The 19,555-nt window shown below is 63.9% G+C and carries 28 protein-coding genes; 13 read left to right on the forward strand and 15 right to left on the reverse strand.

The features are described 5' to 3' along the window. Positions 1-14 precede the first annotated feature (14 nt). Positions 15-725 carry an AzlC family ABC transporter permease gene (locus tag VC352_RS22090; protein WP_322981653.1) on the forward strand — a complete coding sequence of 237 codons (711 nt, stop codon included), beginning with the start codon at positions 15-17 and terminating at the stop codon, positions 723-725. Beyond that, positions 725-1,054 carry an AzlD domain-containing protein gene (locus tag VC352_RS22095; RefSeq protein ID WP_322981654.1) on the forward strand — a complete coding sequence of 110 codons (330 nt, stop codon included), beginning with the start codon at positions 725-727 and terminating at the stop codon, positions 1,052-1,054. Before VC352_RS22090 ends, VC352_RS22095 begins: the two co-directional genes overlap by 1 nt. A gap of 8 nt (positions 1,055-1,062) precedes the next feature. Here VC352_RS22095 and VC352_RS22100 read toward each other — a convergent pair whose 3' ends face one another. The 8 genes from VC352_RS22100 to VC352_RS22135 all read right to left on the reverse strand — a co-directional run bounded on the left by VC352_RS22100 (position 1,063) and on the right by VC352_RS22135 (position 5,627). Then, complete coding sequence (locus tag VC352_RS22100; protein ID WP_322981655.1) at positions 1,063-1,650, reverse strand: putative glycolipid-binding domain-containing protein; 588 nt, start codon at positions 1,648-1,650, stop codon at positions 1,063-1,065. A 164-nt stretch (positions 1,651-1,814) separates the two neighbouring features. After that, the gene (locus VC352_RS22105; RefSeq protein WP_322981656.1) at positions 1,815-2,156 is read right to left on the reverse strand and encodes a HopJ type III effector protein; all 342 of its coding nucleotides are present in this window, start codon (positions 2,154-2,156) and stop codon (positions 1,815-1,817) included. Then, a complete protein-coding gene (locus VC352_RS22110) occupies positions 2,153-2,446 on the reverse strand; it encodes a DUF1244 domain-containing protein (protein ID WP_322981657.1) in 294 nt (97 codons plus the stop codon). The genes VC352_RS22105 and VC352_RS22110 overlap by 4 nt, the downstream gene beginning before the upstream one ends. Positions 2,447-2,526: 80 nt before the next feature. Next, entirely contained in the window at positions 2,527-2,898 is a 372-nt protein-coding gene (gene folX, locus VC352_RS22115; RefSeq protein ID WP_322981658.1) for a dihydroneopterin triphosphate 2'-epimerase, read from the reverse strand. Beyond that, positions 2,898-3,458, reverse strand: a complete 561-nt coding sequence (folE, locus tag VC352_RS22120) for a GTP cyclohydrolase I FolE (protein WP_322981659.1) — start codon at positions 3,456-3,458, stop codon at positions 2,898-2,900. Before folE ends, folX begins: the two co-directional genes overlap by 1 nt. 21 nt (positions 3,459-3,479) lie before the next feature. Continuing rightward, the gene (gene folM, locus VC352_RS22125; protein WP_322981660.1) at positions 3,480-4,190 is read right to left on the reverse strand and encodes a dihydromonapterin reductase; all 711 of its coding nucleotides are present in this window, start codon (positions 4,188-4,190) and stop codon (positions 3,480-3,482) included. A 319-nt stretch (positions 4,191-4,509) separates the two neighbouring features. Continuing rightward, complete coding sequence (locus tag VC352_RS22130; RefSeq protein WP_322981661.1) at positions 4,510-5,076, reverse strand: antibiotic biosynthesis monooxygenase; 567 nt, start codon at positions 5,074-5,076, stop codon at positions 4,510-4,512. 113 nt (positions 5,077-5,189) lie between these two features. Then, positions 5,190-5,627, reverse strand: a complete 438-nt coding sequence (locus VC352_RS22135; RefSeq protein WP_322981662.1) for a DUF393 domain-containing protein — start codon at positions 5,625-5,627, stop codon at positions 5,190-5,192. An 89-nt stretch (positions 5,628-5,716) separates the two neighbouring features. On the opposite strand from VC352_RS22135, the gene VC352_RS22140 reads away from it, so the two are divergent. Then, complete coding sequence (locus VC352_RS22140; RefSeq protein WP_322981663.1) at positions 5,717-6,670, forward strand: MerR family transcriptional regulator; 954 nt, start codon at positions 5,717-5,719, stop codon at positions 6,668-6,670. Between the two features lie 5 nt (positions 6,671-6,675). Here VC352_RS22140 and VC352_RS22145 read toward each other — a convergent pair whose 3' ends face one another. Together VC352_RS22145 and VC352_RS22150 are read right to left on the reverse strand one after the other, a co-directional pair. Continuing rightward, positions 6,676-7,311, reverse strand: coding sequence for a hypothetical protein (locus tag VC352_RS22145; protein WP_322981664.1), 636 nt, complete (start codon positions 7,309-7,311; stop codon positions 6,676-6,678). 38 nt (positions 7,312-7,349) lie between these two features. Continuing rightward, positions 7,350-7,796 carry a PAS domain-containing protein gene (locus VC352_RS22150; protein ID WP_276487160.1) on the reverse strand — a complete coding sequence of 149 codons (447 nt, stop codon included), beginning with the start codon at positions 7,794-7,796 and terminating at the stop codon, positions 7,350-7,352. Positions 7,797-7,897: 101 nt separating this feature from the next. Between VC352_RS22150 and VC352_RS22155 the strand changes: the two genes are divergently transcribed. Further along, positions 7,898-8,347 (forward strand): flavodoxin, encoded by a 450-nt coding sequence (locus VC352_RS22155; RefSeq protein ID WP_276487159.1) that lies wholly within the window; start codon positions 7,898-7,900, stop codon positions 8,345-8,347. A gap of 110 nt (positions 8,348-8,457) precedes the next feature. On the opposite strand, the gene VC352_RS22160 is transcribed toward VC352_RS22155, so the two are convergent. Next, positions 8,458-9,390, reverse strand: coding sequence for a LysR family transcriptional regulator (locus VC352_RS22160; RefSeq protein ID WP_322981665.1), 933 nt, complete (start codon positions 9,388-9,390; stop codon positions 8,458-8,460). Between the two features lie 87 nt (positions 9,391-9,477). Between VC352_RS22160 and VC352_RS22165 the strand changes: the two genes are divergently transcribed. From VC352_RS22165 to VC352_RS22205, 9 genes are all read left to right on the forward strand, one after another. Continuing rightward, positions 9,478-9,858 carry a CidA/LrgA family protein gene (locus VC352_RS22165; RefSeq protein WP_322981666.1) on the forward strand — a complete coding sequence of 127 codons (381 nt, stop codon included), beginning with the start codon at positions 9,478-9,480 and terminating at the stop codon, positions 9,856-9,858. Then, complete coding sequence (locus VC352_RS22170; RefSeq protein WP_322981667.1) at positions 9,848-10,534, forward strand: LrgB family protein; 687 nt, start codon at positions 9,848-9,850, stop codon at positions 10,532-10,534. Before VC352_RS22165 ends, VC352_RS22170 begins: the two co-directional genes overlap by 11 nt. A gap of 147 nt (positions 10,535-10,681) precedes the next feature. After that, positions 10,682-11,458, forward strand: a complete 777-nt coding sequence (locus VC352_RS22175) for a class II aldolase/adducin family protein (RefSeq protein ID WP_322981668.1) — start codon at positions 10,682-10,684, stop codon at positions 11,456-11,458. Next, a complete protein-coding gene (locus tag VC352_RS22180; RefSeq protein WP_322981669.1) occupies positions 11,455-12,366 on the forward strand; it encodes an alpha/beta fold hydrolase in 912 nt (303 codons plus the stop codon). Before VC352_RS22175 ends, VC352_RS22180 begins: the two co-directional genes overlap by 4 nt. Beyond that, complete coding sequence (locus tag VC352_RS22185; RefSeq protein WP_322981670.1) at positions 12,345-12,875, forward strand: DUF1569 domain-containing protein; 531 nt, start codon at positions 12,345-12,347, stop codon at positions 12,873-12,875. The genes VC352_RS22180 and VC352_RS22185 overlap by 22 nt, the downstream gene beginning before the upstream one ends. 111 nt (positions 12,876-12,986) lie before the next feature. Further along, positions 12,987-13,898 carry an SDR family oxidoreductase gene (locus VC352_RS22190; RefSeq protein WP_322981671.1) on the forward strand — a complete coding sequence of 304 codons (912 nt, stop codon included), beginning with the start codon at positions 12,987-12,989 and terminating at the stop codon, positions 13,896-13,898. A 147-nt stretch (positions 13,899-14,045) separates the two neighbouring features. Continuing rightward, entirely contained in the window at positions 14,046-14,654 is a 609-nt protein-coding gene (locus VC352_RS22195; protein ID WP_322981672.1) for a DUF2846 domain-containing protein, read from the forward strand. A gap of 78 nt (positions 14,655-14,732) precedes the next feature. Beyond that, positions 14,733-15,317, forward strand: a complete 585-nt coding sequence (locus VC352_RS22200; protein ID WP_322981727.1) for a DJ-1/PfpI family protein — start codon at positions 14,733-14,735, stop codon at positions 15,315-15,317. 95 nt (positions 15,318-15,412) lie between these two features. Next, positions 15,413-15,715: a ribbon-helix-helix domain-containing protein gene (locus VC352_RS22205; protein WP_322981673.1), complete on the forward strand. Its 303-nt coding sequence runs from the start codon at positions 15,413-15,415 to the stop codon at positions 15,713-15,715. Between the two features lie 227 nt (positions 15,716-15,942). Here VC352_RS22205 and VC352_RS22210 read toward each other — a convergent pair whose 3' ends face one another. From VC352_RS22210 to VC352_RS22225, 4 genes are read right to left on the reverse strand one after another with little or no spacing between them, the layout of a single operon-like run. Beyond that, positions 15,943-17,421, reverse strand: coding sequence for a sensor histidine kinase (locus tag VC352_RS22210; protein ID WP_322981674.1), 1,479 nt, complete (start codon positions 17,419-17,421; stop codon positions 15,943-15,945). Continuing rightward, positions 17,418-18,074 (reverse strand): response regulator transcription factor, encoded by a 657-nt coding sequence (locus tag VC352_RS22215; RefSeq protein ID WP_159973319.1) that lies wholly within the window; start codon positions 18,072-18,074, stop codon positions 17,418-17,420. Before VC352_RS22215 ends, VC352_RS22210 begins: the two co-directional genes overlap by 4 nt. Positions 18,075-18,098: 24 nt before the next feature. Next, on the reverse strand, positions 18,099-18,749 hold the full coding sequence (locus VC352_RS22220; RefSeq protein ID WP_322981675.1) for a tetratricopeptide repeat protein: 651 nt from the start codon (positions 18,747-18,749) through the stop codon (positions 18,099-18,101). An 11-nt stretch (positions 18,750-18,760) separates the two neighbouring features. After that, positions 18,761-19,552, reverse strand: coding sequence for an SDR family oxidoreductase (locus VC352_RS22225; protein ID WP_322981676.1), 792 nt, complete (start codon positions 19,550-19,552; stop codon positions 18,761-18,763). Between the last annotated feature and the right edge of the window lie 3 nt (positions 19,553-19,555).

Genomic DNA, 19,555 nt, shown 5'->3' on the forward strand with positions numbered 1-19,555 from the left:
ATCAAGGAGGTTCCATGTCCCGTCATCACGAATTCACTCAGGGCACGCGCGACATGCTGCCGATGCTACTCGGCGCCATGCCTTTCGGCGTCATTTTCGGCAGCCTGGCCGGCGCAGCCGGGCTCGACCCGCTGCAGACCCTGGGCATGTCGGCGCTGGTCTTCGCCGGTTCGGCGCAATTCATCGCCATCAGCCTGCTGAGCGGTGGTGCCGGCGTTGCCGTGGTGCTGCTGACCACGGTCGTGGTCAACCTGCGGCATGCCCTGTACAGCGCCAGTCTGCAGCCCTACGTACGTCATCTGCCCAAGCGCTGGCGCATGCCGCTGGCGTTCTGGCTGACCGACGAAGCCTATGCGGTGGTGCAGCAGCGCTACCTGCGCGGCGATCAGGCCGAGCATCGGCATTGGTATTTCCTCGGCGCGGCGCTGGCCATGTACGTCAACTGGCTGGCATGCACCCTGATCGGCGTTCTGTTCGGCCGGGCGATCCCGAATATCGGCGACTGGGGGCTGGACTTCGCCATGCTGGCGACCTTCATCGGCATCGTCGTGCCGATGCTGCGCAATCGTCCGCAGGTGGCTGCGGCGCTGGTTGCGGCTGGCGTGGCGCTGGTCTGCCACGGTTTGCCGTACAAGCTCGGGCTGATGGCGGCTGCCGCCAGTGGCATCTTCGTCGGCGTGTGGCTGGAACGGTGTGGGCTGCCGGCGATGGAGGAGGGCGCGTGATGGATATCTGGTGGTTGATTCTCGGCATGCTGGCGATCACCTTCGCCACCCGTTACAGCCTGTTCGCCTTTCCTGAGCTGCGCTTTCCGCCGTTGGTACGTCAGGGCCTGCACTACGTACCCACCGCCGTGCTGACGGCGATCGTGGTGCCCGGCATGCTGATGCCCGACGGCCAGCACTGGGCGTTCGAAGTGGACAACGCCTACCTGATCGCCGGTCTGGTGGCCATCGGCATTGCGGCCTTCAGCCGGCATCTGCTGGCGACTATCGGCGGCGGTTTGCTGGTGTTCTTTCTGCTGCGCTGGATGTTCGGGCAACTGCCTATTTAAGCTGAGCCTTACACCAGCGCGCTGACCTTCAGGTCGCGCTGGCTGAGGCGCAGGTACTTCTCGCTGACCTTGAGCAGCAGGGCCTGGTCGTCGACGCTGAGTTCCTCGTCGGCACGACCTTCCACCTGGCTGTGGTACAGGCTTTCGCCAGCCTGGTGGTGCACGCAGCGGTAGCGCTTCCAGCGGGGTTCGACCTTCAGGCTCAGCATGTCCACGTAGGCGACCTGAAGCTCCTCGCTCTGCCCGGCTTCCAGGGCACTGCGTTGCAGGATCGGCGTGTGGGTGAAGGGCGAGGCCGAGAGCATGACGTGCTGACAGTCCTGCAGGTCGGGGCGGGGTTGACCGTCTAGCAGCCAGTTGCCGCGCATATCACGTTGCAGGCACAGGCTGCGCTGGCCGTGATTGTCCACCTTGAGCCAGAGGCGGCGGAAGCGCCAGCGCGAATCACAGTCGATGAGGTAGTTGGCGACGATGCTGTCGCCCTTGACCACCTGCATGAGATGGCTGGTGGCATGGATGCCATTGGCATCGTGGCTGAGGCGCAGGGTTTCCACGCCAGGGGTGTACCAGGGCTTCCATACCAGGGTCTGCTGCATCGTGCGACTCCATGCCAGGCATGGAACAGGAGGGGGCGCAGACACTGCGCGCAGAACACATTCCCTCGTGTTCCATGAATCGTGATGGCGCGCAGAATAGCGTGATGGCTAAGTGATGTCTGTCAGCTTTTTGCTACAGTTGTGCAAGTTTTTGCGCGACTGCCTCAGACTTTGTGGGACAGGGGCTGGCGCTCGAACTGGACGCCTTCCAGGCCATGGGCCATCAGCGCGCGAATGTTGCCGTGGTCGCTGCCCTCGGGAGTGGCCAGCACGCTGCGGTAGTGCTCGCCAAAGGCGCGTAGCGCTTCATCCGTGCTGAAGCCTTCGAGCAGGGCAAGACCCAGGGTCTTGCAGGAGCCTTCGTTCTGACCAGCGGCGTTTTCCACAGTGCCATTACGGAAGGCGCTGGGCTGATAGTCGTAGTACTCGGCGACGAAGGCCAGGGTCTCGCTGAAGGCGAAGTCGTCCTGCTGCAAGCGGTTGCGCAGGTCGGCGAGGGTGGTCATTGCGGTTTTCCTTTTTCGAAAGCGGCTTTCTGTTCGGCGGTTGCTTCTTTCTGGTACTTGGCTTTCCAGTCGGCGTAGGGCATGCCGTACACCGCTTCACGTGCCTGATCCGGGCTCAGTTCGACGCCGATGTCATCGGCAGCGGCCTTGTACCACTTGGACAGGCAGTTGCGGCAGAAGCCGGACAGGTTCATCAGGTCGATGTTCTGTACATCGGGACGGGTGCGCAGATGCTGCACGAGGGCGCGAAAGGCGGCGGCTTCCAGTTCGAGGCGTTCTTGCTCGGTCATGCTGGGCTCTCCGGGGGCAGTGGGTGGCGGCGATGATATAAAGCCGCCCCGCAGGCCGGCAAGCCGAGCACGAAGCCGGTCTAGCGATGACCGGCCAGGGTGATCGATACCGACTCGGCGAAGCGCAGCGCGTGCGGCTTGTCTACTTCGACCTCGGCGTAGCGCACGGCCTGGTGGGTCATGATCAGGTCGAGGATTTCCTGGGTCAGGCGTTCGAGCAGGGCGAAGCGATTGCCTTCCACATGGGCGATGATCGCCTTGGTGATGGTGCGGTAGTTGAGGGCATGCTCGATGTCATTGACCTGTACCGCGTCCACGGCCGGATAGAGGATGGTCAGGTTGATCAACACGTCCTGCTTGTTGTTGATCTCCTCTTCCTTGATACCGATGTAGGTGCGCAGGCGCAGATCCTTGACGCGGATGCGCGCCATTCCGGGTTCCAGTCGCGGCATCAGTTGTTCCGTCCGATCAGTTGCAGGAATTCATGACGAGTGTTGCACGACTCGCGGAAGGCACCCAGCATCACCGAGCTGCTCATCACCGAGTTCTGCTTCTCCACGCCGCGCATCATCATGCACATGTGCTTGGCTTCGATCACCACGGCCACGCCTGCCGCGTTGGTGACACGCTGGATGGCATCGGCGATCTGCTTGGTGAGGTTTTCCTGGATCTGCAGGCGGCGAGCGAACATGTCGACGATGCGAGCGACCTTGGACAGCCCCAGTACCTTGCCGGTGGGGATGTAAGCCACGTGCGCCTTGCCGATGAAGGGCAGCAGGTGATGCTCGCACAGCGAGTACAGCTCGATGTCCTTGACGATCACCATCTCGTCGTTGTCGGACTCGAACAGCGCGCCGTTGACGATTTCTTCCAGCGACTGCTGGTAGCCATGGCAAAGGTACTGCATGGCTTTGGCCGCGCGCTTGGGCGTGTCGAGCAGGCCTTCGCGTTCCGGGTTTTCACCGAGGCCGACAAGAATCTCGCGATAGTGTTGGGAGAGGGGTTCGCTCATGGCAGTGTCCTGGGCAGAGCGTCACTTGAGGTGACGGCCGCCGTTGAGGGTAAGGGTTGTTCCGGTGACGTAGGGGTTGTCCAGCAGGTAGCGCAAGCTCTGGTAGAACGCTTGTGGCCCAGGCTCGATGCCCAGTGCCGATTTGGCCAGGGTCTTTGTTCTGTAAGCCTGGTCGTCCGTGTCGTTGAACATCAGCAATGCCGGGGCGATGGCATTGACCTTGATGCGGGGCGCCAGGCGCGCAGCGAACGACAGCGTGAGGCTTTCCAGCCCCGCCTTGCTGGCACAGTAGGCCGGACGATTGGCGCTGCCCTTGCGCACCACGTCATCGCTGACATGGACGATATCGGCCTGCGCCGACTGCAACAGCAGGTCGCTGCAATGCAGGTTGATCAGGTAGGGCGCGAGCATGTGCACGCTGAACAGCTGGCGGAAGGCTTCGGCTTCCTCGCCCGGTGTTTCGGCGAGCCATTGCGAGGCGTTGTGGACGATGGCGCGCAGGCCGCTGCATTGCCCCTTTAGCTGTTCGACGAAGGCCAGGATGCCGGCCTCGTCACCGAAGTCTGCCTGCAGGGCGATGGCGCCGCGCTCACGCAGGCGCACGATGCTGTCGCGCTCCTGGCGGTAGCTGACGATCACCGACTGGCCTTCGTCGAGCAGGCGCTCGGCGCAGTACAGGCCGACCCGTTGGCCGGCGCCGGTAATCAGAATGGGAAAGCTGGCAGCGCTCATGTGCGACTCGTGCAGGAAAGATGAAGGCCTGGCTGTACCGCCTCGGGATACCTGACCAGTGGCAGGCGGTACTCACCAGGCCGAGGACAAAGTTATACCAGAGTCCTATGTTGTACAACCCTGCGTGATATGTGGTTTTGCGGCTGGCAGTGCGGAAGAGGCCTATTTTATTGAGATAAAAGGCTTTTGTTCGAAAAAGTGGCGGCCTGTCATTTTGTACTTATCCTGTACTTAGTGATTGTTTTGTACAGGTCTGGGCTTTCGGCGTCAGAACGAAATCGGCCAGCATCAAGCTGGCCGAGGAGGTGCTGCATGGCGATCAGGATTTACCGATGCTGGCCGCCTGACGAGTAGGGCGGTGGCTGGTCGGGGCGTGTAACCAGGGTTCCAGCAGGCGTGTCGACAGCGGGATGAACAGGTAGGTCATCAATGGCGTCAGCGCCAGGGTTGAGAGCAGGATGCGCGTGACCAGCGAGAGCTCGCCGAGCCAGGCGCCGAACAGCAGGTTGAACGCCAGCGATACCGGAAAGAACGCCAGCCAGATGGCCACGCTCTGCTTCCAGCGCGGGGGCTGGCGATGGGCGCTGCCGAACCAGGCATCGAGGCCGACTGCACGTTTTTCCTGGGGTTGGGCGAACAGGCCGCTGCCGCGTGTGAGCCAGGCCTGGCGCGAGGCTGAATGCTCCCAGGCCGCCATGGTTTGCTCATCGCTGAAACGGAATACGATCTGGAATTCATCATCGCCCGGCGGTGGTGCCAGCACGCCGGAGCCCAGGTAGCCCGGAAAGTCGGTGGCCAGATGCTCGCCTTCGCGCAGCCAGGTGATGAAGTCGTGATAACGGCCATCGGCGACGCGGCGCGCCACCATCAGGGTAACGGGGGACATTGTGTATCTCCTCGAGTGTTGCCGTCAGCCGGGGTAGGGCGTTGGGCGTGGTCGAGCACGGGGTGATGTGCTCGACGAACAATGCAGCAAGGATTATTCCCGTTTTGCGAAAATTAGCCAGCGCCCGCTGACGGTGGGCGTTGGGTTGAGCAGGCGCCGCCTTTTCGGCAGCGCGCTGCACCGTCAGGGTGCGGCAACCGCGCCAGGTGAGGGCGCAGGCGGCAAAACAGTCGATAGCCCCATTCCAGCAGGGGGCGCAGCGCTCGCCAGCGCAAGGGCGCCACCCAGGCTCCCAGGCCCGCGGCTTCCCAGCTCCAGAGGCTGGCATCGAGGCCCTGCAACCAGGTGCCATCGGCCCAGCGGGCGTGCAGGCGATCCTGCATCGCCGTCAGTGAGTGGCCCAGCGGCAGTGGATCGAAGTCCTCGGCAGAAATATCCACCAGAAGCAGACGCTCCGGCGCTGCGTGGCGGCTGAGCATGCGGATTTCACGCGCGCAGAGCGGGCAGTCTCCGTCGAAATAAAGGGTCAATGGCCAGGCAGGGTTGTGCATGAGATTGCCTTGTATAACTTTTGCACAATGTAAGCCCGGTAAAGCTGGGTTACAATCCCCGTACATTCGTTGCCACGATGCCCGAAGCCATGCCCGAACTCGCCTCCGTCACATCGCTAGCGTCCAGCGCTTTGAAGCAGGAAGAGCTGTTCCCCATCCGCGAGGTTTCCCGTCTTACCGGGGTCAACCCGGTGACGCTGCGTGCCTGGGAGCGGCGTTATGGTCTGATTCAGCCGACCCGAACCGACAGCGGCCATCGCTTGTATTCGCAAGCCGATATCGATGCGGTACGCAGCATCCTCGCCTGGATCGAACGTGGTGTCGCGGTCAGCAAGGTCGGCTCGATCCTGGCCAAGAGCGCCAGCAACCGCAGCGTCGTCACGCCCGCCTACGAGGAGGTCAGCAGCGATGACTGGGGGCAGTGGCAGGAGCAGGTGCGGCTAGCCCTGCAAGGCTTCGATGAACGACGACTGGAACGGCTGTACGGGCAGATCTTCTCCTGCTACCCCTTGCCGGTGGTGTTCCAGGACATCTTCATGCCGCTGTGGCAGGAGTTGCTCCTGCGCCAGGATGAGGTCGGCCAGCGTAGCGAGTGGCTGATGCTCGACGGCTTTCTGCGCGGGCGTTGCTGGCAGCGACTGCAGCTTGGGCGTGACGATACGCGCGAGCCGATTCTGCTGACGGCACTGCCCGGCCATTGCCGCGAGCTGGAACTGCTGGTAGCTGCGTTGATGCTGAGTGGTCATGATGCTCAGGCCACGGTCATGGGGCCCGGTATTCCGTTCACCGATCTGGCATTGATCTGCGAGCGCATGCGGCCTCAGGCCTTGGTGGTCTTCAGCAACCAGCCGCCGGGCGATGAATTTCCGCGGCAACTGGCACGTTTGGCGCTCAGCCTGGATTGCCCGCTGTTGCTGGCGGGCGACAGCTCGGATCTCGCCGAAGACGCCCTAGCCGGTTCGCCCATCGCGTGCCTGGGCAATGAAGGGCGCTTGATGCAACGGCGGCTGCGGCAGTTTCTCGCCGGCCATCTGGACACCTGAGCCGCTCAGGCGATCGCTTCGCTGAGCTGCCCAGCGCGGTGATGCTCGAAGAGAAATTCCCGCAACTGCTGCTCGTCCTGTGCGCACAGCGGTTGCAGGTGATAGGCGTAACGGCCACGGCCGACGCGTCTGACCAGGTGCCCCTCGATCCGTACGCAAACCGTGTCCGACAACTGCAGGCTGCCGCGCAGCAGGCGCTCCGCAGGCATCACAGTGCGTTGCCGCAGCAGCATGCCGTTGCTCGACAGTTCCAGCACCATAAGATCAGGCACTGCTTGACCATGGTTGTCCAGTAACGGCAGGGCTTGCGGCAGGCGCAGACGCCACGGCCTTTCGACTTCGCCCGTTTCCAGAATCAGTGGCGCGCCCAGTTCCAGGCGTGCGGGTTGGCGTCCTGTACGCACCAGGCGCAGGGGATAGCTGAGGTGCTCGTTCTGGCTGTGGGTATCCAGGCTGAGCTGTTCGTCGGCGCCAAGGCGCTCCAACAGCTCGCCGAGCTGTTCGCCGATGGCCAGCTTGGCGTCTTCCGGCAACGCCGCCCTTGGGCTGGGCTGCGTGCTCAGGGTCTGGATGAAGTCGATTTCAGCCTGGGTCAGGAGTGTGTCGTTGTGCATGACGGTCACTGCAAGAGGTTCACTCACAGCAGACCGTGCCTCGGGCCGTTAGTTTTGTACGTTCGTCAGTTTTTCAGGCGTTCGATCTCGGCTTTCAGCGCCGCCACTTCGCTTTCCAGCTCGCGCACGCGCTGCTGGGCTTCCACCTGCTCGGTGACGTCCTTCTGGATGCCGATGTAGTAGGTGAGCTGGTCGCTTTCGTTGAGCACCGGGGTGATCGACAGTTCGTTCCAGAACGGGCTGCCATCCTTGCGGTAGTTGCGGATGATCTGGCGGCAGGGTTTGTTGGCCTTGACCGCCTCGCGAATGGCCTGCAGGCCAATCTGGGCACGGTCTCCGGCCTGCAGGAAGCGGCAATCCTGGTAGAGGATGTCGTCGCTGGCATAGCCGGTCAGGCGTTCGAACGCAGCATTGGCGTAGATCAGGATATTGTCATCGCCCTCCTGCTCGGCCACCACGATTCCATCGTTGGAGGCGTCGACTACCAGTTGCAGCAGTTTGGCATTGATCATGGAGGCAATTCCGCAAGAAGTATCGCTGCATTCTAAAACATCGGGTCAGGCTGTCCACTTGCGGCATAATGCGCGGCGTTTTTCCTGTATCCGGAGTTGTCATGAAAGTCGCCATCCTCTCGGGCTCGGTCTACGGTACGGCCGAAGAAGTTGCTCGCCATGCCGAGCGCCAGCTCAAGGCCGCCGGGCTGGAAGCCTGGCACAAGTCGAACATGAGCCTGGAAGAACTGCTGGCCTTTGCGCCGGATGCATTCCTTACCGTGACCTCCACCACCGGCATGGGCGAACTGCCGGACAACCTGCTGCCGCTGTACAGCGAAATCCGCGACCGCCTGCCGGCCTGGAGTGGCCGTCCGGCGGCGGTGCTGGCCCTCGGCGATTCCAGCTACGACACCTATTGCGGCGGCGGTGAGCTGATCCGCGAACTCTATGCCGAGCTGGGGTTGCGCGAGGTGGTTGAGATGCTGCGCCTGGATGCGAGCGAAACCGTCACTCCGGAAAGCGATGCCGAACCCTGGCTGCAGGCCTTCGCCAAGGCGCTGCAGGCCTGATAGTCGCGTTGGCCGTCGCGGCTGAGCGGTGATGGCTATTGGCTTTGAGGGTACCGCTAAACCTCTCCTCTTGTGATTCGCTAACGCCTGCTCCGGGTAGCCCTCGTTTGTCACTCCCGTTGCTCGTTGTGCCTTGCGCTGGCGGTCTCGCCCAGGTTTTCAGCGGTGCCCTGCGCTGGAGCGAGCAGGTCGAGCCAGGCCTGCGCGGCTCGCGACAGGTAGGCGTCGCGGCGCCAGATGAACGCGATATCCCAGCGCAGATCCGAGCCCAGTAGCGTTCTCCTGACGACGCCTGGCCGTTCGAGGCTGCGCGCCACTACGCGGGGTAGCAGCACCACACCCTGACCGGCGGCCACCAGGGCGGCGAGGAAGTCCGCCTGGCCGCTGCGTCCACCCTCCTGCGGGGTGAAACCCAGGCGCTGGCAGGCCAGGAGCAGGCGATCATTGAGGGTGAAGCTCTGCTGGTAGAGCAGAAAGGGTGTCTCGGCCAACTGTTCCAGGCGCAGGCCCTGCTGGCTTGCCAGCGGATGCTGGGCGGGCAGGAGGATATCCAGGGGTTCGTTGCAGAACGGTCGGTAGGCGAAAGACGGATCGCTCGGCTGCAGAGCTGCGCCGATCTCCAGTTCGCCGTTGAGCACCATGCGCTCGACCATCTTGCTGCCCCCCTCGGCGAGGCTGATGGTGATCTTTGGATAACGGCGCCGGTATTCAGCGAACAGGCCGGCGAACAGTGCGTCGCTACCGAGCATGGGCAAGCCCAGACGCAGTTCACCGCGAACCAGCTGGTTCAGGTCGTCGAGTTCGCGCGACAGCTCCTGCTGCAGGCGCAGGAAGTCCTCGGCGCGACGGCGCACGACCTCGCCGGCATCGGTCAGGCGCAGGTGCGGGCCGTGCCGTTCCAGCAGACGGACACCCAGGCGAGACTCCAGTTGGGCGACCTGTTTGCTGACGGCCGACTGACTGGTATGCAGCACGGCGGCGGCCTGGGTGAAACCGCCCTGACGCACCACCTCGGCAAAGCTGCGCAGTTGTTTGAATTCCATTATGGAATGGCCTCGATTCTGACAATTCGCTTTGGTGATGATAGGCCGGGGAATAAGCTGTCGGCCATATCCTCTGGAGCTTTACGCATGGCTCGCATCCGCCGTTTTTCCCGTCTTTGCTTCGAACTGGCGATCCTGATCGGCCTGTATCTGTTCGGTAGCTGGCTGGCTGCCTATCTGGGCTGGCCGGTTCCCGGTGGCGTCATCGGGCTGGGTTTGCTGCTGGCGGCTTTTGCCAGTGGCCGGGTCGAGCCGGCAGCGCTACAACTGGGCGCGGGTTTGCTGCTGGCGGAGATGCTGCTGTTCTTCATCCCGGCACTGATGAGCCTGCTCGACTATGGCAGCCTGCTGCGCAGCGAAGGCTGGCGCATTCTGCTGGTGATCGGCAGCAGCACACTGTTGGTGATGGTATTCACCGCCCTGACCGTGGAGCTGTTGTGCCGCAGGAGCTTGCGCCATGAGCCTTGAGCCCATGCCCCTGCTGTGGCTGGCACTGACCCTGGGCGCCTATGGCCTGAGCCGCTGGCTGTATCGGCGCAGTGGCCGTTATCTGCTCTCGCCGCTGATCATGGTGCCGCTGCTGTTGCTGGCGCTGGCCATTCCGCTGCATACGCGTTATGCGGAGTACATCGGCAACACTCACTGGCTGATGATGATGCTCGGCCCTGCCACGGTGGCCTTCGCTGTACCCATCTGGCAGCAGCGCGCGTTGCTGGCGCGACACTGGCCGGCATTGCTCGGTGGCATGTTGGTGGGGAGCACGGTGGCCATCGCCAGTTCCTGGTGGCTGGCCGGTGCCCTGGCACTGGATAGCGAGGTCAGTCGCTCGCTGGTGCCGCGTTCGATCACCACGCCCTTCGCCATGCCCATCGCCCAGCGCCTCGGCGGCGTGGCCGAACTGACAGCGATCTTCGTCATGCTCACCGGCGTTTTCGGTGCGGCAGCCGGTGGCTTGCTGCTGCGTTGGTTGCCGCTGAAGACGGCGCTGGCGCGTGGTGCGCTGCTCGGCGTCGGGGCTCACGGTGCCGGCGTGGCCAGGGCGCTGGAGGTGGGCAACGAGGAGGGTACCGTCGCCGGGCTGGTGATGGTGCTGATGGGATTGCTGAATTTCTTCGCCGCGCCGCTGTTGCTCCTGCTTCTATAACGAAGGCGAATATCCTGCTATCGCAGCGTCCCGCCGGCCTTCTGACCTGCAAAGCCATGAAGATGGCTGCCAGGGCGACTAGCATGCTCTGGCGCCACGGCTAGACTGCCGACACCACCGACCCATAACAAGATCGAGGTGTCCGCCGTGAACGCTCCGTTGCAACTGCCCGTCGTCAAGAATCAGGTTTCCGAAGCCGAATGGCGCGCCCGTGTCGACCTGGCCGCCTGCTACCGGCTGATCGCGCTGTATGGCTGGGACGACCTGATCTTCACCCATATCTCCGCCAAGGTGCCGGGTACCGAGGATTTCCTCATCAACCCCTACGGTCTGATGTTCCACGAGATCACCGCCTCGAGCCTGATCAAGGTCGACCTGGCCGGCACCAAGCTGATGGACAGTCCCTTCGACATCAACCCGGCGGGCTACACCATCCACAGTGCCGTGCATGAGGTGCGCCCCGATGTCGGCTGCGTGCTGCATATCCATACGGCCGCCGGCATCGCCGTGTCGGCGCAGAAGCAGGGTTTGTTGCCGCTGTCGCAGCAATCGCTGTTCGTCCTCGCCAGCCTGGCCTATCACGGCTATGAAGGGGTGGCGCTGAACCACGACGAGAAGGCGCGGCTGCAGGCGGATCTGGGCGACAAGAACTTCATGATCCTGCCCAACCATGGCCTGCTCACCGCTTTCGGCAACATCGCCGATGCCTTCCTCGGCATGTTCATCATGCAGCGTGCCTGCGAGATCCAGGTCATGGCGCAGAGCGGCGGCGCCGAGCTGATCCATATTCCGCAGCAGATTCTCGATGGCGCCCAGGCGATGATTACGGGCGTGATGAAGACGCCACAGGGCATGGGCGGCTCGCTGCCCTGGCCGGCGTTGCTGCGCAAGCTCGACCAGCAGATGCCGGGTTACGACCAGTGAGCGACTTGCCAGGGATCGCCCTGGAGGACTGGCGCGCTCGGAGCCGGACGCTGGATTTTCACGGCCATGCCATCCGCTACTGGGTCGCCGGCTCTGCCGAGGCCGAGCCGCTACTGCTGATCCACGGCTTTCCCACCGCGAGCTGGGATTGGCATCGCCTGTGGGCGCCGTTGGCCGAGCGTTATCGCCTGATCGCCTGCGACATGCTCGGCTTCGGTTATTCCGCCAAGCCCCGTGGCCATGCCTACAGCCTGCTGGAGCAGGCCGATCTGCAGCAGGCGTTGCTGGCGCATATCGGCGAGCAGCGCCCCGTGCACGTGCTGGCCCATGACTATGGCGACAGCGTGGCGCAGGAGCTGATCGCCCGGCATCAGGACGGGCGCCTGGCGCTGGCCAGTTGCGTGTTCCTCAATGGTGGGTTGTTCCCCGAAACCCATCATCCGGTGCGCGTGCAGAAGCTGTTGCTCGGGCCGTTCGGGCCGCTGATCGGCCGGCTGTTCTCGCGGCGCAGCCTGGCGCAGAGTTTTGCCCGAATCTTCGGCCCGCAGACTCAGGCCAGCGATGACGAACTGGATGACCTGTGGCGACTGGTCGAATACAACGCCGGCCCAGCGGTGATGCACCGCCTGATCCGCTACATGCCCGAGCGGCGCCAGCAGCGCGAGCGCTGGGTGGCGGCCATGCAGGCCACGCGCGTGCCGATGCTGGTCATCGACGGCGCCTTCGACCCGATTTCCGGTGCCCATATGGTGGCGCGCTACCGGGAGCTGATCGAAAACGCCGATACCGTTCTGCTCGACGGGATCGGACATTATCCACAGCTCGAGGCACCCGCCGAAGTGCTCGGGCATTACCTGCAATTTCGTGATCGCCTGGAGTCCATGGCATGCAACGCAGAACGCTTCTGAAAGGTGCCGCCCTGGGCGGTGTGGCCGCGCTGGGTGCGGGTTTCTGGGCATTGCCCAGCGGCCCTCGTCCGGCCGCGCTGACGCTGGATGGCGCACGTCAGGTGCTGGATTCGCTTGCTGGGCGGCAGCTCAGCAGCATCCGTGGCTGGAGCCCAAGTGAAGTGTTCAACCACTGCGCGCAAAGCATCGACTATTCCATCGATGGTTATCCGCAGCTCAAGCCGACCTGGTTTCGCAGCAGTCTCGGCCCGGCTGCCTTTGCCGTGTTCAGCGCCCGAGGTGCGATGCGTCATGCGCTGGATGAACCCATTCCCGGTGCAGCCCCGCTGGCCGAACCGAGCAGCCAGGAGGCGGCACTGCAGCGCCTGCGCGCAGCCTTCGAACGCTTCGCGGCCTATTCGGGGGAACTGCAGCCGCATTTCGCCTATGGCGCGCTGACGCATGCCGAGTATGCCGAAGCGCACGTGATGCACCTGTACAACCACCTCAGTCTGATTCGTCAGGCATGAACGATAAGGTCGCATTATCGCCTGCCATTCAGGTGCCCCGCGCGGCCTTGTGAAGCTCGCGGGGCTGCCTGACACTCGGGACATTCGCAATCTGCCCGAGGAGCCTGCCCGATGAACGATACCGTCCGTTTCGAAGATCAAGTGGTGATAGTCACCGGTGCCGGCGGTGGTCTGGGCCGTGCCCATGCGCTGCTGTTCGCCCGCCATGGCGCCAAGGTGGTGGTCAACGATCTGGGAGGCAGCACCCACGGTGAAGGCGCCAACGCCTCCGCCGCCGACAAGGTGGTGGAAGAGATTCGCGCCTTTGGCGGCACCGCCGTGGCCAACCATGATTCGGTGACCGATGGCGACAAAATCGTACAAACCGCGCTGGATCATTTCGGCCGCATCGACGTGCTGGTCAACAACGCCGGCATCCTGCGCGACAAGAGCTTCCACAAGATGGAGGACGCCGACTGGGATCTGGTCTACAAGGTGCACGTCGAGGGCGCCTACAAGACCACTCACGCTGCCTGGCCTCACCTGCGCGAGCAGAACTTCGGCCGGGTGATCTTCACCTCGTCCACCTCCGGCATCTACGGCAACTTCGGCCAGAGCAACTACGGCATGGCCAAGCTTGGCCTGTACGGCCTGACCCGCACCCTGGCCATCGAAGGGCGCAAGAACAACATCCTGGTCAACGCCATCGCCCCGACCGGTGCCACGCGCATGACCGAAGGGCTGATCCCGCCACAGGTGTTCGAGCAGCTCAAACCCGAGCTGGTCAGCCCGCTGGTGGTGTACCTCGGCAGCGCCGCCTGCCAGGACACCGGTGGCCTGTTCGAGGTCGGCGGTGGCTGGGTTGGCAAGGTGCGCTGGGAGCGCAGCCTGGGCGCTGGCTTCGATCCCAAGGCCGGCTTCAGCCCCGATGACGTTGCCGCGCAGTGGCAGCGCATTTGTGATTTCGAAGGTGCCGCGCACCCGGCTGACAACGTCGAGGCGCTCAAGGAAATGATGGCGAACCTGCAGAAATACGCGCTCTAAGCAGTAGGCGAACCGCACAAGGCCGGCAGCGATGCCGGCCTTTTTCGTGAGCGATCCGCATAGGTCGCGACCCGCACTTTCGTCGGGTGCCTGCGCCTCGCTGGCCGACTAAGCTCGGTGCATCTGCCTAATAACAGGGAAGCCTTGATGCGCCGTCTGCTGCTGTCATTGCCTGTCGCTCTGCTCGCCGGTTGTTCGACCCCTGGCGCCTTCTTCGGCGAGCTGGATGGCGAGGCCTTCTCGCCGCAGCAGCTAAGCGACGAAAACCATGCACTGGTCTACCTCTACCGCCCGCGCAGCGACTGGGCCGACCAGGAGCTGGAGGCGCCAGGATTGTTTATCGACAACCGCCTGGTTGGCAGCCTGCCGAGCAACGGCCATCTGCTGCTGGAGGTCGACGCCGCCAGCTACAAGCTGGAGATGCGCCGCCCGCTGGCGGGCAGTTTCTGGACGTTGCTGGCCGACGGGCCGCTGGATTTCACCCTGATCGCCAGCTTTACCCTCGATGCCGCCGTCGGTGCCAGCTATTACCTGCGCTACGACGAGGACGGCCCGCCGCCCAGCAGCAGCGGCCTGGACAGTGCCGGCGAGGGGCCGCTGCAGCGGGTGTCCGCCGAGTTGGCCGAGAGCGAGCTCGGTGCCACCCGACGGGTGCAGCCGGCGGAGCATATCGCCGCCAGCCAGGAAGACCCGGAGCGGCCGCAGCGAGGCTTCTGGCGCTCGATTGGCCAGGCGTTGGACAAGGTCGGGATCTGAACACGTAGTACCCGGTTGTTACCCGAGGGTGGAAAAACAGGCGAATAATGAGGCCGTTCCCCCCACCTTCAGGAGACGATCATGGCTGCCAAGAAGATTCTGATGCTGGTCGGCGACTACGCCGAGGACTACGAGACCATGGTGCCCTTCCAGGCATTGCAGATGGTTGGTCACATCGTGCATGCGGTCTGTCCGGGCAAGAGCGCCGGGCAAACGGTGCGCACCGCCATCCACGATTTCGAGGGTGACCAGACCTACAGCGAGAAGCCGGGGCACAACTTTGTGCTGAACTTCGACTTCGCCAAGGTACGTGCCGAAGATTACGATGCCCTGGTCATTCCCGGTGGCCGCGCGCCGGAATACCTGCGCCTGAATGCCGAGGTAATCGCCCTGGTCAAGGCCTTCGCCAGCGCCGACAAGCCCATCGCTGCCGTCTGCCACGGCGCCCAGTTGCTGGCAGCAGCCGGTGTGTTGCAGGGGCGTGAGTGCAGTGCCTATCCGGCCTGCGGCCCGGAAGTCAGCCTAGCGGGTGGCACCTATGTCGACATCCCGGTGGATCAGGCCCACGTCCAGGGCACGCTGGTCACTGCGCCGGCCTGGCCTGCGCACCCCGCCTGGCTGGCGGCGTTTCTCAAGGTGCTGGGCACGGAAATTCGCCTGTAAAGCCCGTAGCCCGTACGCAGCCCGGGGCGCATCATGGACATTCGTCAGTCCACGCGTGGCGGGTTGCACCCGCCCTACCTTTGAGGACACACCTGATGTGCGAACTCTATGTGAAGGCCGACCCCATCCTCTACGAATCGCGCTCACGCTCGCTGCGCATTCGTGGCGTGGTGACCACCTTGCGCCTGGAAAACCAGTTCTGGGACATCCTCAGCGAAATCGCCGAGGTCGATGGCATGACCACCAACCAGTTGATCGCCAAACTCTATGAAGAGGTGATGGACTTCCGTGGCGAGGTGGTCAATTTCGCTTCCTTCCTGCGCGTCAGCTGCACCCGCTACCTGGCGCAGAAGGCCGGGCGCCCGGTGCCGCTGCGGCTGGTCGGCGCGGCCGGATGAATCACGGGTACATCCAGAAATTCGGGTGATCTTCCACGCTCGGCGTAACGGCTTGCTGAGCGGGGCGGGTTGGCTGGAAGAAACGTTTGATCAGGCTCATGGGTCGGGCTCCTGTGAGTGGTGGCGAACAGGCGGCCATGATCGATGGGGAAGGGCGATTGAGAAAACGGATTGTCTCTATCTGATCAATAGTTTTATCAGAAGGCAGGCGCGGATCTATCCGCGCCTCAAGCCGTGCGCCTTGGCAGGCGCACGCTGACCTGCAGGCCGCCCAGCGGGGAGTCTTCCAGGCTGATGCTGCCCTGATGCAGTTCCACCACGCGGCGCACGATCGACAGTCCGAGCCCCGCGCCCTGGCCTTCGCCGAGGCGGAAGAAACGCTCGAACAAACGCTCACGCATGTCGGCCGGCACGCCCGGACCACTGTCCTGCACCTGCAGCACCAGCGCCTGCGCATCGGCCAGCAAGTGCACCTGGATGCAGCCGCCGGCCGGGGTGTATTGCACGGCATTGCTGATCAGGTTCTGCAGCAGGATGCCCAGGCTCGGTGCGTCGGCGATCAACTGGTAGTTGCCGCCTTCGCCAGCTTCGAGAATCAGATCCTGCTGGCGATTGAGCGCCAGTGGCGTCAGCTCGGCCAGCTCACCACGCAGGAACGCCAGCAGATCCAGATTGCCCATGCTCAGGCGCACGCTGTTGGGGTCGAGGCGGGCCAGGGTGAGCAGTTGCGCGACCACGCGGGTGGCGCGGTCGACGCCGCCTGCCAACTGGCGCAGGGCTTCGTCGCGGTCGCCGGCATCGGGTGCTTCCAGCGCGTTCTGCGCGTGGATACGCAGCACCGCCAGCGGTGTGCGCAACTCGTGGGCCGCGTCGGCGATGAAGCGCTTTTCCTGGTCGAGCAACTGGTTGACCTGCATCAGCAGGCGGTTGAGCGCCGCCGCCATCGGCTCCAGTTCGGTCGGCAAGGGCGGGAAGACCAGTGGTGCCAGGCTATCCGGTGCCCGGCCACGGATGGCATCGGCCATTCGTTGCAGCGGGTTCAGGCCCCAGCCCACCGCCAACCACAGCAGCAGACCGACCAGCGGCAGGCCGACCAGCAGGGGCTGCAGGCTGCGCTGGGCGATCTTGCCGATCAACTCGCCGCGCACATCTTCACGCTCACCGGCCAGTACCCAGTGATAGTCGCGGCTGTCATGCAGAACGAACACGCGCCAGCGATGCTCACCGATGCTCAGCGTGTGGTAACCGATCAGGTAGCGGGCCAGTTGCGCCAGGCGTTCGCGCATGGGCTGGCCATCGTTGGGTAGCACCAGGCCGAGCTGTTCGATCATGTCGTTGAGCAAGCCTGGAGGGGCGCTGGCGGATTGGAACAGCAGCTTGCCGTCGTCATCGAGCATCTGGAAGGCCAGCTTGCCTTCGTATTCGTGGCCCAGCAGGTTGTCCGGGTTCTGCGACTTATGCAGCAGCAGCGCTTCATCGAGTACCGCCTGCATCTCGCGGCGGCCTTCATCATCGAGGTCGTGACGCACCAGGCCCATGAGCAGGCGCGCGGTCTGCGAGAGCTGGGCGTCGAACAGCTCGCGCACCTCATGCACCGAGTCGTTATAGATCTTGTGGCTGATCAGGCCGAAGCTGGCGGCCAGCATCAGCAACAGGAGAACCAGCAGGCGGGTACGGATGGAGCCGAGGACTTTCAGCAGCCTCATTTGTCCACCAGATAGCCGACGCCACGCACGGTGCGGATCAGCTCCGGGAAGAATTTCTTGCGCAGGTGGTGCACGTGCACTTCCAGGGCGTTGCTTTCCACTTCTTCGTCCCAGCCATAGAGCGCCTGCTGCAGCTTGTCGCGGGTCAGTACGCGACCGGGCTGGATCAACAGTTCATGCAGGAGCAGGAATTCCTTGCGCGGCAGGCTGACGGTATTGCCCTGGTACTCGACCACCTGGCTGGCCGGGTCGAGGCGGATACCACGGTATTCCAGCGCCGGTTCGGGGCGCTGGAAGCTGCGCCGCAGCAGGGCACGCAGGCGTGCCTTGAGTTCGGCGACATCGAAGGGTTTGATCAGGTAGTCGTCGGCGCCGGCATCGAGGCCGGCGATGCGGTCGCTGGTGGCGTCACGCGCCGTGAGCACCAGCACCGGCACCGGGTTGGCCGCGGCACGCAGGTGCTTGAGCACCTGCAGGCCGTCCATGCGCGGCAAGCCCAGATCGAGGATGGCCAGCTCGAAACTCTCGTGGCTCAGCGCATGCAGCGCGCTGGCACCGTCCTGCAGCCAGTCGACGGTGTAGCCCTCCGGTTTCAATGCGGTTCGAATGCCTTCGCCCAATGCCTGGTCGTCTTCGACGAGAAGAATGCGCATGGCTACTCCTGTAAGCGGTCCGAGTTACTTGAGTTTACGCTCGACCTGCTGCAAAAGCGCCTGGGCTTCTGCACGACGGCCCTTGTCGGCGAGTTCGCGGCCTGGGCGATCCTTGGCGGCCAGAGCTTTTTCCAGCGCGGCGCGGGCTTCCTCAAAGCGCTTCTGCCGTTGCAGGAAGTCGCCGTAGAAGTAGTTCGGGTCGATGCCGTCCGGGTTGATCGCCAGCGCCTGCTTGAGCATCTTCTCGGCCTGTTCGTCATCGCCGAAACCGATCGGCCAGCCTGGCACCTGGTAGTAGAGGCTGCCGAGGCTGGTGTAGGCCGAGCCGCCCAGCGCCTGCGGGTCGATGGCCAGGGCCTGTTCCAGGTTGCTCTTGGCTTCCTTGACCAGGCTCAGTGCGCCGAGGCCACCTTTGGCGCCGGCCTCGGTGCTGAGAATGATGCCGCGCCAGATCAGCAGCTCGGGGGCTTTCGGCTCGCTGGCCAGGGCCGCGTCGGCCTGGGTGACCAGCTTGGCGAAGGCTTCCTCACGCTGCTTTTCCGGCGTCTGGTAGTTGATCTCGGCCCAGCTCGTCTGCAATTGGTGCAGCTGCGCTTCGCCGCTCTCGCTGAGGGCGAAGGCGGGCAGGGTGGTGAAGCCGAGCGTGGCGATGATCAGGGTACGCAATGCGTTCACGGGCAGTTTCCTCAGTGTTTATGACGGGCGAAGCGTTGGATGATCGGCAACTGCTTGCGCAGGGCCTGGTCGACCACGCGTGGCAGCAGGCCGTTGAGGCGCACGAACAGGCGCTCCGGCCAGCCCAGATAGCGCTCTTCCTGCTCGTGGCGGATGGCTTGCAGCAACTCGGCGGCGACCTTTTCCGGGTCATCCATGGCCACGCCCAGTTCGTCGTTCATCGCCACCACGCTGGGCGCGTTCATCGCCGTGCGGGTGGCGCGTGGGGCGAAGTACAGAACGCGCACATTGGTGTCGGCCAGCTCGCGGCGCAGCGCTTCGGAGAACCCGCGCAGGGCGAACTTGCTGGCGCAGTAGGCGGCGAAGCCCGGATAGCCGATGGTGCCGAAGGTGGAGCCGACGTTGATCAGCAGGGCACGGCGCTGCGCGCGCAGCAGCGGCAGCAGGCGCTGGGTGAGTTGCAGCGTGGCGGTGACGTTGAGGCCGATCAGCTCGGCGATCTGCTGCTCGTCCTGCTGGTCGAGCAGGCCGAAGCGGTTGACTCCGGCGGCATTGATCACGCAGTTGAGGCCTCCGAAGTTCTGCGCCGCCGCGACTAGCGCATCACGCCCGGCGCGGGTGCCGATATCGGCCTGCACCAGCTGGATCTGTTGCGGGAAGCGCTTGAGCAGCGGCTGCAAGGCGTCCAGGTGACGGCCTGCCAGGAGCAGGTGGGCACCTTCATTGGCCAGGGCGTACACCAGCGCCTGGCCGATACCTCCGCTGGCACCGGTGATCAGGGCACGGCAATCCGTAGGTTGCATGGC

Source organism: Pseudomonas sp. C11 (assembly GCF_034683865.1).
Taxonomy (GTDB): Bacteria; Pseudomonadota; Gammaproteobacteria; order Pseudomonadales; family Pseudomonadaceae; genus Aquipseudomonas.